This is a genomic window from Streptomyces sp. GLSS-08 (assembly GCF_056387915.1).
Window position 1 is genome coordinate 467,502 of sequence record NZ_JBWJAQ010000003.1, and the last position, 14,837, is coordinate 482,338.

The 14,837-nt window shown below is 70.4% G+C and carries 12 protein-coding genes; 7 read left to right on the plus strand and 5 right to left on the minus strand.

Features of this window, described 5'->3' with window-relative positions:
• Window positions 1-119 precede the first annotated feature (119 nt).
• The gene (locus AC0ZLC_RS07625; protein WP_476751108.1) at window positions 120-1,454 is read right to left on the minus strand and encodes an extracellular catalytic domain type 1 short-chain-length polyhydroxyalkanoate depolymerase; all 1,335 of its coding nucleotides are present in this window, start codon (window positions 1,452-1,454) and stop codon (window positions 120-122) included.
• A 112-nt stretch (window positions 1,455-1,566) separates the two neighbouring features.
• A complete protein-coding gene (locus AC0ZLC_RS07630) occupies window positions 1,567-2,943 on the minus strand; it encodes a glycoside hydrolase family 10 protein (protein ID WP_476751109.1) in 1,377 nt (458 codons plus the stop codon).
• A 327-nt stretch (window positions 2,944-3,270) separates the two neighbouring features.
• Between AC0ZLC_RS07630 and AC0ZLC_RS07635 the strand changes: the two genes are divergently transcribed.
• The 4 genes from AC0ZLC_RS07635 (at window position 3,271) to AC0ZLC_RS07650 (ending at window position 8,732) form a co-directional block, all read left to right on the plus strand.
• Entirely contained in the window at window positions 3,271-4,575 is a 1,305-nt protein-coding gene (locus AC0ZLC_RS07635; protein ID WP_476751110.1) for an ABC transporter substrate-binding protein, read from the plus strand.
• 97 nt (window positions 4,576-4,672) lie between these two features.
• Complete coding sequence (locus AC0ZLC_RS07640; RefSeq protein ID WP_476751203.1) at window positions 4,673-5,542, plus strand: carbohydrate ABC transporter permease; 870 nt, start codon at window positions 4,673-4,675, stop codon at window positions 5,540-5,542.
• A complete protein-coding gene (locus AC0ZLC_RS07645; RefSeq protein WP_476751111.1) occupies window positions 5,539-6,357 on the plus strand; it encodes a carbohydrate ABC transporter permease in 819 nt (272 codons plus the stop codon). The genes AC0ZLC_RS07640 and AC0ZLC_RS07645 overlap by 4 nt, the downstream gene beginning before the upstream one ends.
• The gene (locus AC0ZLC_RS07650) at window positions 6,354-8,732 is read left to right on the plus strand and encodes a beta-xylosidase/alpha-l-arabinosidase (protein ID WP_476751112.1); all 2,379 of its coding nucleotides are present in this window, start codon (window positions 6,354-6,356) and stop codon (window positions 8,730-8,732) included. Before AC0ZLC_RS07645 ends, AC0ZLC_RS07650 begins: the two co-directional genes overlap by 4 nt.
• 85 nt (window positions 8,733-8,817) lie before the next feature.
• Here the strand turns inward: AC0ZLC_RS07650 and AC0ZLC_RS07655 are convergent, their stop codons facing one another.
• Window positions 8,818-9,741, minus strand: a complete 924-nt coding sequence (locus AC0ZLC_RS07655) for a LysR family transcriptional regulator (RefSeq protein ID WP_476751113.1) — start codon at window positions 9,739-9,741, stop codon at window positions 8,818-8,820.
• Between the two features lie 114 nt (window positions 9,742-9,855).
• Between AC0ZLC_RS07655 and mgrA the strand changes: the two genes are divergently transcribed.
• Entirely contained in the window at window positions 9,856-10,857 is a 1,002-nt protein-coding gene (mgrA, locus tag AC0ZLC_RS07660; RefSeq protein ID WP_476751114.1) for an L-glyceraldehyde 3-phosphate reductase, read from the plus strand.
• Between the two features lie 18 nt (window positions 10,858-10,875).
• Here mgrA and AC0ZLC_RS07665 read toward each other — a convergent pair whose 3' ends face one another.
• Together AC0ZLC_RS07665 and AC0ZLC_RS07670 are read right to left on the minus strand one after the other, a co-directional pair.
• Entirely contained in the window at window positions 10,876-11,172 is a 297-nt protein-coding gene (locus tag AC0ZLC_RS07665; protein ID WP_476751115.1) for a DUF1905 domain-containing protein, read from the minus strand.
• A gap of 70 nt (window positions 11,173-11,242) precedes the next feature.
• Window positions 11,243-11,629: a nuclear transport factor 2 family protein gene (locus tag AC0ZLC_RS07670; RefSeq protein ID WP_476751116.1), complete on the minus strand. Its 387-nt coding sequence runs from the start codon at window positions 11,627-11,629 to the stop codon at window positions 11,243-11,245.
• A gap of 359 nt (window positions 11,630-11,988) precedes the next feature.
• Here AC0ZLC_RS07670 and AC0ZLC_RS07675 point away from each other — a divergent pair, with 359 nt between their 5' ends.
• Both AC0ZLC_RS07675 and AC0ZLC_RS07680 read left to right on the plus strand, forming a co-directional pair.
• On the plus strand, window positions 11,989-12,399 hold the full coding sequence (locus AC0ZLC_RS07675) for a hypothetical protein (protein WP_476751117.1): 411 nt from the start codon (window positions 11,989-11,991) through the stop codon (window positions 12,397-12,399).
• A 94-nt stretch (window positions 12,400-12,493) separates the two neighbouring features.
• Window positions 12,494-14,836, plus strand: coding sequence for an ABC transporter ATP-binding protein/permease (locus AC0ZLC_RS07680; RefSeq protein ID WP_476751118.1), 2,343 nt, complete (start codon window positions 12,494-12,496; stop codon window positions 14,834-14,836).
• Window position 14,837: the final 1 nt, after the last annotated feature.

Genomic DNA, 14,837 nt, shown 5'->3' on the forward strand with positions numbered 1-14,837 from the left:
GGAACGGAAAGCATGCGAGGGACAGTTGCGGGGGTCACCCGGCCGGTCGCGGAAAAGGCGCTCCCAAAGGATCAGGCAGAAGTCCGTGGTCCCGGCAGGACCTGCCGGGACCACGGCCGTCAGGCGGTGGTGCAGGGAGCCCCGTTGAGCGTGAACGACGCCGGTTTCCCGGTGTTGCCCGTGTGGCTCGCCTGGAAGCCGATCTGCGTACTGGCCCCGACCGCGAGCGTGGAATTGTACGAGAGGCCCTTGGCGGTCAGCGAGCCGCTGCCCGGGCTGTAGGTCGCCCCCCAGCCGGAGACGATGCTCTGTCCCGCGGGCAGGGTGAAGGCGAGGGACCAGGCGGCGATGGGGGCCGTACCGGTGTTGGTGAGGGTGATCGTCGCGGTCAGACCGCTGTTCCAGGCGCTGACCGTGTAGCCCACCCGGCAGGTCCCCGGGGCGGGCTCGGGGCCGGGGCCGGGGCCGGACGCGTCCAGACCGAAGAACGCGATCGCCCGCGCCGCCATGCCGGCCGCCGGCAGGGTGTGGCCGGTGCCCTGCACGCTGATGGCCTCCACCGGCGGCTGTGTGCCGGTGCCGCCGTAGCGGGTGCGGGTCCAGTCGGACTGCGGGTGATCGGTGAAGGCGGCTGTCCGGCTCACCCCGTGCACGTTCGTCCACTGGTCGATCTGCTCGCCGAAGTTCGGGTAGCGCAGCGTGGTGTCCTCGGTGCCGTGCCAGATCTGCATCCTCGGGCGGGCGCCGCCGTAGCCGGGGTGGGCGGACCGGACCAGATCGCCCCACTGCTGCGGTGTCCTGTCGACCGTCCCGTTCGCGCAGGCGCTGTTCCAGCCCGAGCCGTCGGTCGTGGCGAAGCACGAGTGCGGTACGCCCATGAAGGCGGCGCCGGCCTTGAACACGTCGGGGTAGTTGCCCAGCAGGACGTTGGTCATCATCGCGCCGGAGGAGGCCCCGGTGACGTAGACCCGGCCGGGGTCGGCGTTCAGGTGCTCCTCGGCGTAACGGACCATCGACCTGATGCCGACCGGGTCGCTGCCGCCGTCCCGCTTGAGGGCCTGGGGGGAGGAGACGTCGAAGCAGTTGCCGCTCCGGGTCGCCGACGGATAGACGACGACGAAGCCGTACCGGTCCGCGAGCGAGGCGAAGTCCGTGCCCGCGTGGAAGGCGGGACCCGAACCGGTGCAGTAGTGCACCGCCACCAGCACGGCGGGCCTGGCACGGACGCTGTCCGGCACGTACAGGTGCATCCGCAGACCGCTCGGGTTGCTGCCGAAGCCGGTCACCTCCGTCAGCGTGGCAGCCGACGCCGGAGGCGCGGCGACGACGAGGAGGAGCGTCGACAGCAGGGGCAGGATCCCTGCCAGGAGAGCCGTCAGCCGAGCTCTCACCGTGAGCCGTGCTCTCGCCGGCCGCCGGCCGGCGGCCGGTCCCCGTGGGGACATCTCGGTCATGTGCGCGTCCTTCCTGTACTGACTGCTGTACCTGGGAGGGCCGCCCGGGCACCGCCCGCGGAGGTGCGTGCCTGTCCGCGGGGCGGGCCCGAGCGGCCCGGGGCGGAGGTGGTCAGGACGCGGTGCAGTTCCCGATCGCCGGTGCCGAGGTGTTGCCGTTCGTCATGACCGTGAAGCCGAAGCTCGTCGACGCGCCCGCGGCCAGGTTGCCGTTGCCGTTGGGCCGCATCGTCATCACGTTGCCGCTGCTGTCCCAGGTGGGTGAGCCGTTCCAGGTGGCGGAGACCTTCTGCGGCGGCGTCACCGTGACCGCCACGGTCCAGCCACTGATCGCGGTGGTGCCCGCGGTCACGGTCACCTTGCCGTTGAAGCCGCCGTTCCACGACGCGGTCCTGCTGTAGGAGACGGAGCAGGTGGCATTGCCGCCGCCGGTGCCGCCGAACGCCGAGATCACGGCGTCGTAGGCCGGCTTGGCGGCGTAGTTGCCGTCGAAGAGCAGGGGGGTGCCGCTGCTGCGCCAGGAGTACTTGTCGGTGACGCCCCAGACGGTGATGCCGGTGCAGCGCGAGACGCCCAGGCACGCCTTGACGACGTTGCCGTAACTCGTGGCCTGGGACGCGCCGGAGCCCTCGATGTCCAGCTCGGTGATCTGCACGTCGACGCCGAGGTCGGCGAAGCGCTGCAGGTTGGCCCGGTAGTCGGCGGGTACCGGCGAGGCGCTGTTGAAGTGGGACTGGAAGCCGACGCAATCGATCGGCACACCGCGGGACTTGAAGTCCTTCACCATGTTGTACACGGCGGTGCTCTTCGCGTTGACGCCGTCGGTGTTGTAGTCGTTGTAACAGAGCTTGGCGGCCGGATCGGCGCTGCGGGCGGTGCGGAACGCCTCCTCGATGAAGCCGCTGCCGAGCTTGTCCTGGAACGGCGAGCTGCGTCGTGCGCCGCTGTTGCCGTCCTGGAACGCCTCGTTGACGACGTCCCAGGAGTGGATCTTCCCCTTGTAGTGCTGCATGACCTGGGTGATGTGGTTGTTCATCGCCGTTCTGAGGTCGGCGGTGCCCAGACCGGCCACCCAGCCGGGCAGCTGGGAGTGCCACACCAGTGTGTGGCCGCGGACCTTCATGCCCTTGCTCTGGGCGTGGCTGACGATCTGGTCGGCCGACCCGAAGCTGAACGAGTTCCTGGACGGCTCGACGGCGTCCCACTTCATCTCGTTCTCGGGGGTCACCGAGGTGAACTCCCGGTCGAGCGTGGACACGTACGCCGATTCGCCGAGGTGGCCCGCCGCGACGGCGGTGCCGAAGTAGCGGCCCTGGGCGGCCGCCGCCGAGCCGAGGGTGGTGGCGGCGTGGGCCGTGTCCGAGAGGGCTCCGACGCCCCCGGCGGCCAGGAGGCCCGCCGTGGCCAGGACGAGTGCCTTACGGGCGCGGGAACGCCGCCGGGGCGGCGGCGCGGGGCCACGGTCGACCGACCTGAAGATCATGTGCATGTCATCCCCTTCTACGGGTGCCGGAGTGGTCCGGCGGTGTGCGGGAGGGCGGGGTGGATGAGAGTGCGAGGCGCTGCATTCGAAAGTTGCGAGCATGTTTCCGAATGACTGCGCAGAACTTATGGGCAAGGGTCCGGTCGGTCAACCACTCGCGCTCAACTCCCCGCACTCTGGCCGAGAGTGTGCAGGCGCGAAGGTGAGGTGATCTCCTCGATAACGGTTTGATCGCGCGCTTGCACCCCCGTTGACCCCCGGAGAGACCTCCCTTACGGTCCAGGAATCGCAGTGACTTTCGGCAATGCCGCCGAAACTTTCGAAAGGTTCGCCATGAAGACACGTGCGCGGTTCCCCCGGATGGTCGCCGGAGGCGTGACGATGGCCCTGGCCCTGAGCCTCGCGGCCTGTGGGGACGGGGACAGCACGTCGTCCTCCGACGGGGGGAAGATCCACGTCCTCGTCTACGGGGACGCCACCAACAAGGTCGAGAAGCAGCTCGTCGCCGAGTTCAACAAGACGTCGCAGATCAAGGCGGTGCTGGACACCATCCCCGGCGCCGACTACCAACAGAAGCTGCAGACGGTCATCAGCACGCCGCAGGCCCCGGACGTCTTCTTCAACTGGGGCGGCGGCAGCATCCAGCCGTTCGTGAAGGCGGATCTGCTCCTGCCGCTGGACGGCATGATCAAGGACAACCCCTCTCTGGTGGCCCAGTTCCTGCCCTCGGTCTTCAACACCGCCAAGGTCGACGGCAAGCCGTACGGCATCCCGATGCGCGGCACCCAGCCCGTCCTGCTGTTCAGCAACAAGAAGGTGCTCGCCGACGCGGGCGTCGAACAGCCCAAGACCTGGGACGAGTTGCTCGCAGCGGTCAAGAAGCTCAAGGCGGCCGACGTCACGCCGATCGCCCTCGGCGGCGGCGACCAGTGGCCGACGCTGATGTGGTTCGAGTACCTCTACGACCGTGTCGCGGGCCCCGGGCTCTTCCAGAAGGCGCTCGACGGGGACAAGGACGCCTGGGCGAGTGCGGACAGCAAGAAGGCGCTGGGCATGCTCAAGCAACTGATCGACGCCGGCGCCTTCGGCACCAACTTCGACTCGGTGAAGTTCACCGACGGCGGGTCACCCGCTCTGCTGGCCGCGGGCAAGGCCGGCTTCGAGCTGATGGGTTCGTGGGAGTACTCCACCCAGCAGGACGCCAACAAGAAGTTCGCCGAGAACAACCTCGGCTACAGCGCCTTCCCCAGTGTCGAGGGCGCCAAGGGCGACCCCGGCAACCTGGTCGGCAACACCAACAACTTCTACTCCGTGCTGAAGAAGACCGAGCACCCCGAGGCCGTGGCCGAGTTCCTGAAGCTCATGTACGCCGACAGCTTCGTGAAGAAGCAGCTGTCCATCGGCAACCTGCCGACCACGACGAACACCGAGAAATTCCTCGACACCTCGGCCAGCCCCGAGTACTCGCGCTACCAGTTCGACCTGGTGAAGAAGGCCCCGTCCTTCCAGCTGTCGTGGGACCAGGCCTACCCGCCCGCGGCCATCACCCCGATCCACCAGGCCGTTCAGCAGTTCTTCAACGGCCAGCTCGACGCGGACGGCTTCATCAAGGCCATGCAGGCCCTTCCCACCACCTGAGTCCCCGATGACCACACAGATGACACGAGTCCGTCCGCCCACCCGGGCGGACGAGCCGGCCACCCGCCGCCGGAACAGGAGCGCCGGTGTCTCCGGCATGGGACACCCGGGATTCGCCTGGGCACTCCCGGCCACGGTGTTCTTCTGCCTCTTCGCGATCGCCCCACTGATCATGGTGGGAGTCCTGTCCTTCACCAGCTGGAACGGCCTCGGATCACCGGAGTTCGTCGGCATGGACAACTGGAGCCGGGTCTTCGCCGACCCGGTCATGGTCGAGAGCATCTGGCTGAGCCTGCTGATCACCGCCCTCGGCGTGGCCCTCCAGACGCCGCTGAGCATCCTGCTCGGCGTCTGGGCCGCCGGAGGACAACGCAACCGTGCCGTCCTGTCGGCGGTCTACTTCGTCCCGCTGCTGCTGTCCTCCACCGCCGTCTCCGTGCTGTGGCGGGCGCTGCTCGACCCGAACTTCGGGGTTCCGTCCCAGGCGAAGTGGCTGTTCGGCGACGGCAATCTGTTCGGCGGCCAGTCCACCGCGATCGGCGTCCTCGCCTTCGTCAGCACCTGGCAGTTCACGCCGTTCCACACGCTGATCTACCAGGGAGCCGCCCGCGCCATACCCCAAGTCCTCTATCAGGCAGCGGAGATCGACGGGGCCGGACGCTACCGGCAGTTCTTCCACATCACCCTGCCGCAGCTGCGCAACTCGATCATCACCTCGATGATCCTGATGGTGGTCGGCGGCCTCACCACCTTCGAGACCGTGCTCATCCTGACCCAGGGCGGACCCGGTACCGACACCACCATCAGCGCCTACTACATGTACCAAAAGGCCTTCAAGGGCTTCGACTTCGGCGCCGCCTCGGCCATCGCACTCGTCCTGGTGATCGCCGCCACGGTCATCTCACTGATCGTGGTGCGCGTCTCGGGCTACGACAAGATGCGCGGCTCCGCGGAGGGTCTGTCATGAAAAGACGCCCCAACTACGTGGCCGGCGCGGCCTCCGTGGGCTGGCTGCTGCTCGTCGGCCTGCCGCTGTACGTCATGCTCGCCGCGACGGTGCAGTCCCGCTCCGAGTACGCACAGAACGGCCCCCTGTCCTTCCCGGACAGCTTCACCCTCGACAACTACACGGGAGCCTTCTCCAACGGCTTCGGGCGCTACTTCCTCAACACCGTGATCGTCACCGTGTGCGTCGTCGGCCTGGTGCTCCTGCTCGTACCGCCGCTGGCCTACGCGATCGTGCGTGCCCGCGGCAGGGTCACCTCGGGAGTCTTCCGGCTGTTCCTGCTGGGCCTCGCCATCCCGGCCCAGGCCGTGATCGTCCCGATGTTCTACCTGATCAGCAAGGCCGGGCTCTACGACAACCTGATCGGCGTCATCCTGCCGACCGCGGCGTTCTGCATGCCCATCACCGCGCTGATCCTCAGCGGCACCATGCGCGACATCCCCCAGGAGCTGTTCGAGGCGATGGCCATGGACGGCGCGTCCACCCGGCGGGTGTTCTTCCAGCTCGTGCTCCCGCTCTCCAGGAGCGGGCTGTCCACGATCGTGGTGTTCTCCGCGCTCCAGGCGTGGAACGGCTTCCTGTTCCCCCTCGTCCTGACCCAGTCCGACTCGACCAAGTTGATCACGCTGGGCCTGTACAACTTCCAAACCGAGCACGGCATCGACATCCCGGGCCTGCTGGCCGCCGTGGTGCTGTCCATGATGCCCGTCCTGCTCGTCTACCTGTTCGCCCGTCGCGCCCTGGTCCAGGGCCTCATGGGCGTCGGAGGAAAGTGACCGCCAACGTGGCAGTTGAGACAACCCCCGTTTCCGTCCCGCACGTCTGGAACGACCCCGACCAGGACACCGACACCCGGGTCTCCGCCCTGATCGCCGCCATGACCCCCGAGGAGAAGCTCGCGCAGCTCTTCGGCGTGTGGGTCGGCGCGTCCGACGAGGGCGGCGAAGTGGCGCCCCACCAGCACGACATGGAGGAGGCCGTCGACATCGAGGCGCTCCTGCCGGCCGGCCTGGGACAGCTGACCCGCCCCTTCGGCACGGCTCCCGTCGACCCGGCGCTCGGCGCGCTCTCCCTCATGCGCACCCAGCAGCGCATCGCCTCGGCGAACCGCTTCGGCATCCCGGCCATGGCCCACGAGGAGTGCCTCACCGGCTTCGCCACCTGGGGCGCCACCGCCTACCCGGCCCCCCTGTCCTGGGGAGCCACCTTCGACCCGGACCTGATCCGGCGCATGGCCGCCGCCATCGGCCGCGACATGCGCTCCGTCGGCGTCCACCAGGGCCTGGCGCCCGTGCTCGACGTGGTCCGGGACGCCCGCTGGGGCCGCGTCGAGGAAACCATCGGCGAGGACCCCTACCTCGTCGGCACCATCGGCACCGCCTACGCGCAGGGCCTGGAGTCGGCCGGAGTCGTCGCCACCCTCAAGCACTTCGTCGGCTACTCGGCCTCACGCGCCGGACGCAACCTCGCCCCCGTCGCCGTCGGCCCGCGGGAGCGCGCCGACGTCCTGCTGCCGCCCTTCGAGATGGCGCTGCGCGAGGGCGGGGCCCAGTCGGTGATGCACGCCTACACCGACACCGACGGCCTGCCCTCCGCGGCCGACGAGGAGCTGCTGACCGGGCTGCTGCGCGACACCTGGGGCTTCGAGGGCACGGTGGTCGCCGACTACTTCGGCATCGCCTTCCTCAAGATCCTGCACGGTGTCGCGGACAGCTGGGCCGACGCCGCCGGAGCCGCGCTCCACGCCGGCGTCGACGTCGAACTGCCCACCGTCAAGACCTTCGGCGCACCTCTGCTGGAGGCCGTCACCTCCGGGCGGGTACCCGAAGCGCTCGTGGACCGCGCCCTGCGCCGGGTGCTCACACAGAAGGCGCGGCTCGGTCTGCTGGACGCCCACTGGAACCCGGTTCCCGCCGCCCTCGCCGGCGCCGACACGGACGACCCGGGGACCCTGCGCGGCACCGTGGACCTGGACACCCCGGCCAACCGCGAGCTGGCCCGGGAGATCGCCGACCGGGCCGTGGTGCTGCTGCGCAACGACGGGACGCTGCCGCTCGCCGAGCCGCGCCGCATCGCCCTGGTCGGCCCCAACGCCCAGGAGCCGACCGCCGTACTGGGCTGCTACTCCTTCCCGCTGCACGTCGGCGTGCACCATCCGCAGGTCCCGGCGGGCATCGACCTGCCCACGCTGCGGGACGCCCTGGAGCGGGAGTTCCCGGACGCGGAGATCACCGTGGCGCGCGGTACCGGGATCGACGACGGCGACACCTCCGGCATCGCCGGGGCGGCGGAGCTCGCCGGGCGGGCCGACCTCGTCGTCGCGGCCCTGGGCGACCGGGCCGGACTGTTCGGGCGCGGGACGAGCGGCGAGGGCTGCGACGCCGACTCCCTGGCGCTGCCCGGCGCCCAGCAGGAACTGCTGGACGCCGTCCTCGACTCGGGAACGCCGGTCGTCGCCGTCCTGGTCGCCGGGCGGCCCTACGCACTGGGCCGCGCCGCGGACCGGGCCGCCGCGATCGTGCAGTCCTTCTTCCCCGGAGCCGAGGGCACCGCGGCCATCGCGGGCGTTCTCAGCGGCCGTACCAACCCCTCCGGGCGGCTGCCGGTCAGCGTGCCGCGCGGTCCGGGCGCGCAGCCCGCCACCTATCTCGGCGCGCGGCTCGCCCAGGCCAGCGAGGTGTCGAACATCGACCCGACCCCGGCCTTCGGGTTCGGACACGGCCTCTCGTACACCTCGTTCACCTGGAGCGACCCCGCCGTGGGCGACGCGCAGAGTCCCACGGACGGCGCGTTCGCGCTGGCCTTCACGGTGCGCAACACCGGGGACCGGGCGGGCACCGAGGTCGTCCAGCTCTACCTCCACGACCCCGTCGCCTCGGTCGTCCAGCCGGTGCAGCGGCTCATCGGGTACACCCGGGTGCCGCTCGGGCCGGGCGAGGCGCGCCGGGTCAGGGTGAGCGTGCCGGCGGACCTCGCCGCGTTCACCGGCCGCGACGGGCGGCGCGTGGTGGAGCCGGGCGCACTGGAACTGCGTCTGGCCGCGTCCAGCACCGACCCGCGACTGACGGCGACGGTCACGCTGACCGGGCCCGGGAGGTACGTGGACCACACCCGGCGGCTGCACGCCGACTTCACCCAGTCCGCCGAGTGAGCCGGCCGGGCGCTGCCGCGGACCGTCGTCACCGGTTGGCGGCAGCGCCCTCGGCCGGCGGCACCCGCGGGAGTGCGCCGGTCCGTCACGCGCGAGCGGTGTCCTGACGGTCCGGCTCCGGGGCCCGCGGCAGGTCGGCGAGCAGAGCCATCAGCGCCCGGGCCGCGGGACTCGTGGCGTCCTCGGGCGGGAGCATCGCGACGGTCTCGTACGACACGTCCTCGGTGCCCTCCAGCGGAAGTGAGGTGAGGGTGACCGCCTCCGGCTTGTGCCCGAAGTGGCGCGGCACGACGGCTATCCCGAGCCCCTGCTGGATCAGTTCGAGGAGGCTGTGCACGTCGTTCACCTCCAGAGCCACCGTCCGCTCGACGCCCGCCGCGGCGAACGCGGCGTCGGTGACCCGCCGGGGCCCCCAGTCGGGATGGAAGTCGACGAAGTCCTCACCGCCCAGATCCCCGGGCGCGACCGGGCCGCCGGCGGCCAGACGGTGCGCGGGGTGGCACAGGACGGTCATCGGTTCACCCGTCAGCGGTACGGAACGCAGCTGGTCGGTGTCCGCCCGGGTCCTGACGGCGAACGCCAGGTCCAGGCGTCCGGCGGCGACCTCCTCTGCCAGCGCCCCCGAACCCGCCTGGCGCAGCCGGATCTCCACATCGGGGTGCTGCCGCCGGAACGCGGCCAGCAGGCCTGCCACCCCCACCCCGGCGACGCACTGCTCGGTGCCCAGGGAGAGCGTGCCGCGCAGGACGCCCTGCACCGCCGCCACCGCGTCGTGGGCGGCCCGCACCTGGGCGAGGATCCTTTCCGCCTCGCCCAGCAGGGCACGGCCGGCCTCCGTCAGCGTCACGCGGCGGGTGGTGCGCACGAACAACGGCGCCTGAAGCTCCCGTTCCAGTGCGCGGATGGAGGCGGACAGGCCCGACTGCGACACCAGCAGCCGCTCCGCCGCACGGGTGAAGTGCTGGTCCTCGGCGACGGCCACGAAATGCTGGAGATGGCGCAGTTCCATGATTGAGAAGCCTAGACGCTGAATCCCATCCGATTCTCCTGTTGGACCACTGGCCGGTGGGCGGGCGAGAGTAAAGGACGTCTCATCCGGAACTCTTTCTTCCTGGAGCCCACGTTGTACACGGCGCACACCGACCGTTACGAGGCCATGCCCTACCGCCGCACCGGACGCAGCGGTCTGAAACTCCCGGCGCTGTCGCTCGGCCTGTGGCACAACTTCGGCCCCGACCGCCCCGTGGACACCCAGCGGCAGATCCTGCGCCGCGCCTTCGACCTGGGCGTCACCCACTTCGACCTGGCCAACAACTACGGCCCGCCCCCCGGCGCCGCCGAGTCGGCGCTCGGTGCCGCGCTGAAGGCGGACTTCACCCCCTACCGCGACGAACTGGTCATCTCGACCAAGGCCGGATACCTGATGTGGCCGGGCCCGTACGGCGAGTGGGGATCGCGCAAGTACCTGCTGTCCTCGCTCGACCAGAGCCTGTCCCGGATGGGCCTGGATTACGTGGACGTCTTCTACTCGCACCGCCCCGACCCGGAGACTCCCCTGGAGGAGACGATGGGTGCCCTGCACTCGGCGGTCGTCCAGGGCAAGGCGCTGTACGTCGGCGTCTCCAACTACTCGCCGGACCAGACCCGGGAGGCCGCTCGCATCCTGGGCGAACTGGGCACCCCGCTGCTCATCCACCAGCCGCGCTACTCGATGCTCGACCGCCGGCCCGAGGAGGAAGGGCTCCTGGACGCGCTGGACGAACTCCAGGTCGGCTCCATCGCCTACTCGCCCCTGGAGCAGGGCCTGCTCACCAGCCGCTACCTCGACGGGATCCCCGAGGGGTCGCGGGCGGCGAGCGACAGCCCGTTCCTGAGTGCCGACAAGGTCACCGAGGATCTGGTGCGGCAGCTGCGCGAGCTCGACGAGGTCGCGCGGTCCCGCGGTCAGTCCCTGGCCCAGCTGGCCCTGGCCTGGGTGCTGCGCGGCGGCCGGGTGACCTCCGCCCTGATCGGCGCGAGCAGCCCGCAGCAGCTGGAGGACAGCGTGGCGGCGACGAACACGCTGGACTTCTCCCCGGAGGAGCTGTCCCGGATCGACCGGATCATCGGCGTGGGTGGTCGCTGAGACGGCGGGCGTCCTCCGTCAGCCGTCCGGCGCGTCGAGACGCTCCACCAGGTGGACGGCCACCGTGTCTCCCGCCTCCTTGCCGATCGCCCTGCGGACGTCGGCCCTGACGGGCAGTTTGTGCGTCCCGTCGCCCAGGGCCATGAAGGAGCTGCGGAAGGGGTGGCCGTCGACCGTGCCGCGCACCTTGACCAGTCCGCGCGTCCCGAAGAAGCCGACGGACTCCGGCCACACGAGGTAGGTCCAGCCACCCTTCTGCGGGCTCTTCCGCAGCACCGCCGTGAAGTGCTCGTCCAGCGCGTTCGCCGTGTTCATGGGTTCCTCCGCTCCCAGTGGTTCTCCTCATCAGGAGACCACCGGGAGCGGCACAACTCATCGTGGGGAGTCAGGCGGCCCCCGCTGGCACCCGGTCCAGGAACCCGGACACGCTCCGGATGCGGTCCTCGCCGTCGAGGGTGATCACGTCGAAACCGGCGACGGGCGCCGAGCCGTCGGCCTCGCTGACCAGCTCCCAGCCGAAACGGGCGATGTCGTGGTGCCCGTCGACCGGACCCGTGAGCCGGAAGGAGAAACCCGGGAACTGCTCCCGCGCCGCCGCGATCACCGCCGCCACCTGGTCGTGGCCGCGGACCTCGGCCAGGGGATCGGTGTAGGTCCCGTCGGACGCCCAGGCGGCGGCCACCGCCTTCGCCCGGCTCTCCGGGTCCGGGGCGTTCCAGGCCTCGAAGTAGCGGGCCACTGCGGATTCGTGACGCTCATTTCCTGCGGACATGGTCGGTCAGCCTCCATCGAGGTGTACGTGCTGGTCAGGGCCGGATTCCGCGGTGCGGTCACCCGCCGGGATCCGGTACCGCAACCATGCCGGGCGGCTGCCGGGGCCGTCGATTACCTCCGGGGTAAGAGGGCCCGAACCGTTTCGGCCACCCGCAGCGCCGAATATGCCAAGAGACTGGCTGGAATGGCATGGTGACAGAGTGTCAGTAGTGGCGATACTCGATTACCAGGGTGATTCAGCCACGCCCGCCGAACACCCTCGCACCGATGGGCATTTGCGCACCGCGGTGCGCAGCACACGAGCCGCAAGGAAAGAGAGGCCGGGCCGGCAGCGAGCGCCGTAATGGGGGAGCGATCGTGCATGACGAATTCCTGTGCCATGTGACCGCGTACGGAATATGCGGCGGTCAGCGCGTCGGGGTCCCGCTGGGGACCTACCGCGCACCCACCCTGGCGCTGGCCCTGTGGTGGATGCGGGACCGCGCCTCCTGGATCGCCGAGCGCCTCGATCCGCACCCGGACAACCCGAACTTCCCCCCGAACTCCATCGCGCCGGTCGGCCCCGGCGTCCCCGACGTGCCGGCCGTGCTGCGCGCCTGGTGCGGCGACACCGCTCAACAGGAGGTCGTCGCCGAGGAGTTGGCTGCCGGAAAGCTGGTCCGCATCACGACGAACGACGACACCACCGAGTACGAACTGCTCGCCGAGTCCGTGGACGCGCTGCGGATGCAGCGCTTCGTCCCGGTCCTCGCCACACCCGCGGCCTGACCCCCGCCCGCCCCGGTTCCCGACTGCTCCCGACTGCTCCCGACATGGGATCCCCGCCCAGGCGTACATCGGGATGAATCGCTAGAATTCATACATGGGAGAGCGGCCGGTCGCGCCGACAGCGCCCGAACTCGTCCTCGAAACGGAGGCGGGCTCCACGGTGATCAGTCCCAGCCGCGACTACCACGTCGGGCGGGACCCGCTGAGCGACGTCGTGATGGACGACATCCGGGTCTCGTGGCACCACGCGGTGCTGCGGCCCGAGGACGACCACTGGACGATCGAGGACGAGGACAGCACCAACGGCACCTTCGCCGACGGCCGCCGCGTCCACGAGTGGGGGGTCGGGCCGGGCAGCGTGATCCGCTTCGGCAACCCCTCCGACGGCCCCCGCGTCGTCCTCGTCGACCGCCCGCCGCCCGCCCCGGAGCGGCCCTCAGCCGTTCTGACACCCTCCGCGACCGGGACCTTCCGGCAGCCGACCACCGTCCGGCCGCTGCCCGCCCGCACCGTGCGCATCGGCCGCGGCGGCGACAACGACCTGATCGTCGACGACCTCGTGGTCTCGCGCCGGCACGCGGAACTGCGCGCCCTGCCGGACGGCAGGTACGAGATCGTCGACCTCGGCAGCCACAACGGCACCTTTCTCAACGGACAGCCCGTCGAGCAGGCCGTCATCACCGCCGGCGACATCGTCGGCATCGGCCACTCCGCGTTCTGCCTCGTCGGCGACCAGCTCCAGGAGTACGTCGACACCGGCGAGGTCTCCCTCGACGTCCAGGACCTCGAGGTCGCCGTCGACCGCGGACGCAAGACCCTCCTGGACCGGGTGTCCTTTCCCGTCGGCGAGAAATGCCTGCTCGCCGTCGTCGGCCCCAGCGGCGCGGGCAAGTCCACCCTGCTGAACGCCCTGACCGGACAGCGACCCGCCGACCGGGGCACCGTCCTGTACGACGGACGCGACCTCTACCGGGACTACGCCGAGCTGCGCCAGCGCATCGGACTCGTCCCGCAGGACGACATCCTGCACGCACAGCTCACCGTGCGCAGGGCCCTCACCTACGCGGCCGAGCTGCGGTTCCCGCAGGACACGGCGAAGGCGGAACGCCGCGCCCGGGTCGACGAGGTGATCCGCGAGCTGGGTCTGGAGGAGCGGGCAGGACAGGCCATCCACAGCCTGTCGGGCGGCCAGCGCAAGCGGGTCAGCGTGGCTCTCGAACTGCTGACCAAACCGTCCCTGCTCTTCCTGGACGAGCCGACCTCCGGCCTTGACCCCGGCATGGACCGCTCGGTGATGCACATGCTGCGCGGACTCGCCGACGACGGCCGTACGGTCATCGTGGTCACCCACAGCGTGCTCAGCCTCGACGTCTGCGACCGCCTGCTGGTCCTCGCGCCCGGAGGCAAGGTCGCGTACTACGGGCCGCCCGAGGAGGCCCTCGCGTTCTTCGGTTTCCAGGAGTGGCCCGAGGCGTTCGAGGCCTTCGAGCGCGACCACGCCCGGGACTGGGCGGGGGAGTACCGGGACTCGACGCTCAACCGCCGGTACATCGCCCACGCGACCGCGCAGCCCCTGCTGCCCGAGGGGGAGACGGCCCGTACCTTCGGCCCGCCGCCCAAGGCGCAGAGCTGGGGCGCCCAGCTCGGCACCCTGGTCAGGCGCTACGCCGCGGCGCTCAGCGCCGACAGGACCTTCCTCGTCATCATGATCGCGCTGCCGTTCGTGATGGGCGCGATGGCCCGGGCACTGGCGGGCAGCCGGCTCACCCAGGAGACGGCGATGAACGCGCTGCTCATCCTCTGCGTCGGCGGCGTGCTCACCGGAGCGGCCAACGCCGTGCGCGAACTGGTCAAGGAACGCGTCATCTACCAGCGCGAACGCGCCGTCGGCCTGTCCAGATCCGCGTACCTGATGTCCAAGGTCGTCGTCCTTGGGACCATCACGGTCCTCCAGGCGGTTGTCCTCACGCTGGTCGCCCTGCTCGGCGTCGACCTCGACGCGCCCGGCGGCAAGGGCGTCCTCCTGCCGCCCCTGGCGGAGATCACGGTGGCCGTGGCCATGCTCGCCTTCACGGCGATGATGCTCGGCCTGCTCGTCTCCGCGGTGGTGCGCAAGGAGGAGGTCACCATGCCGCTGCTCGTGCTGCTGGCGATCGTGCAGGTGGTCTTCTGCGGCGCGCTGCTGAAGCTCGACGGGGTGCCCGGCATCGAGCAGCTGGCCTGGCTGGTGCCGTCCCGGTGGGCGCTGGGCGCGATGGCGGGCACGATCGGTCTCGCCCGCATCGTCCCCGGGGAACTCACGGGGGACCCCCTGTTCAAGCACGCGGCGGGCGTGTGGCTGCTGAACATCGGGATGCTCGTCGTGCTCTCCGTCGTCTTCGGCTATCTGGTGGCCCGTCTGCTGCGCCGCCACGAGCCCGCGGTCATGCGGAAGTAGG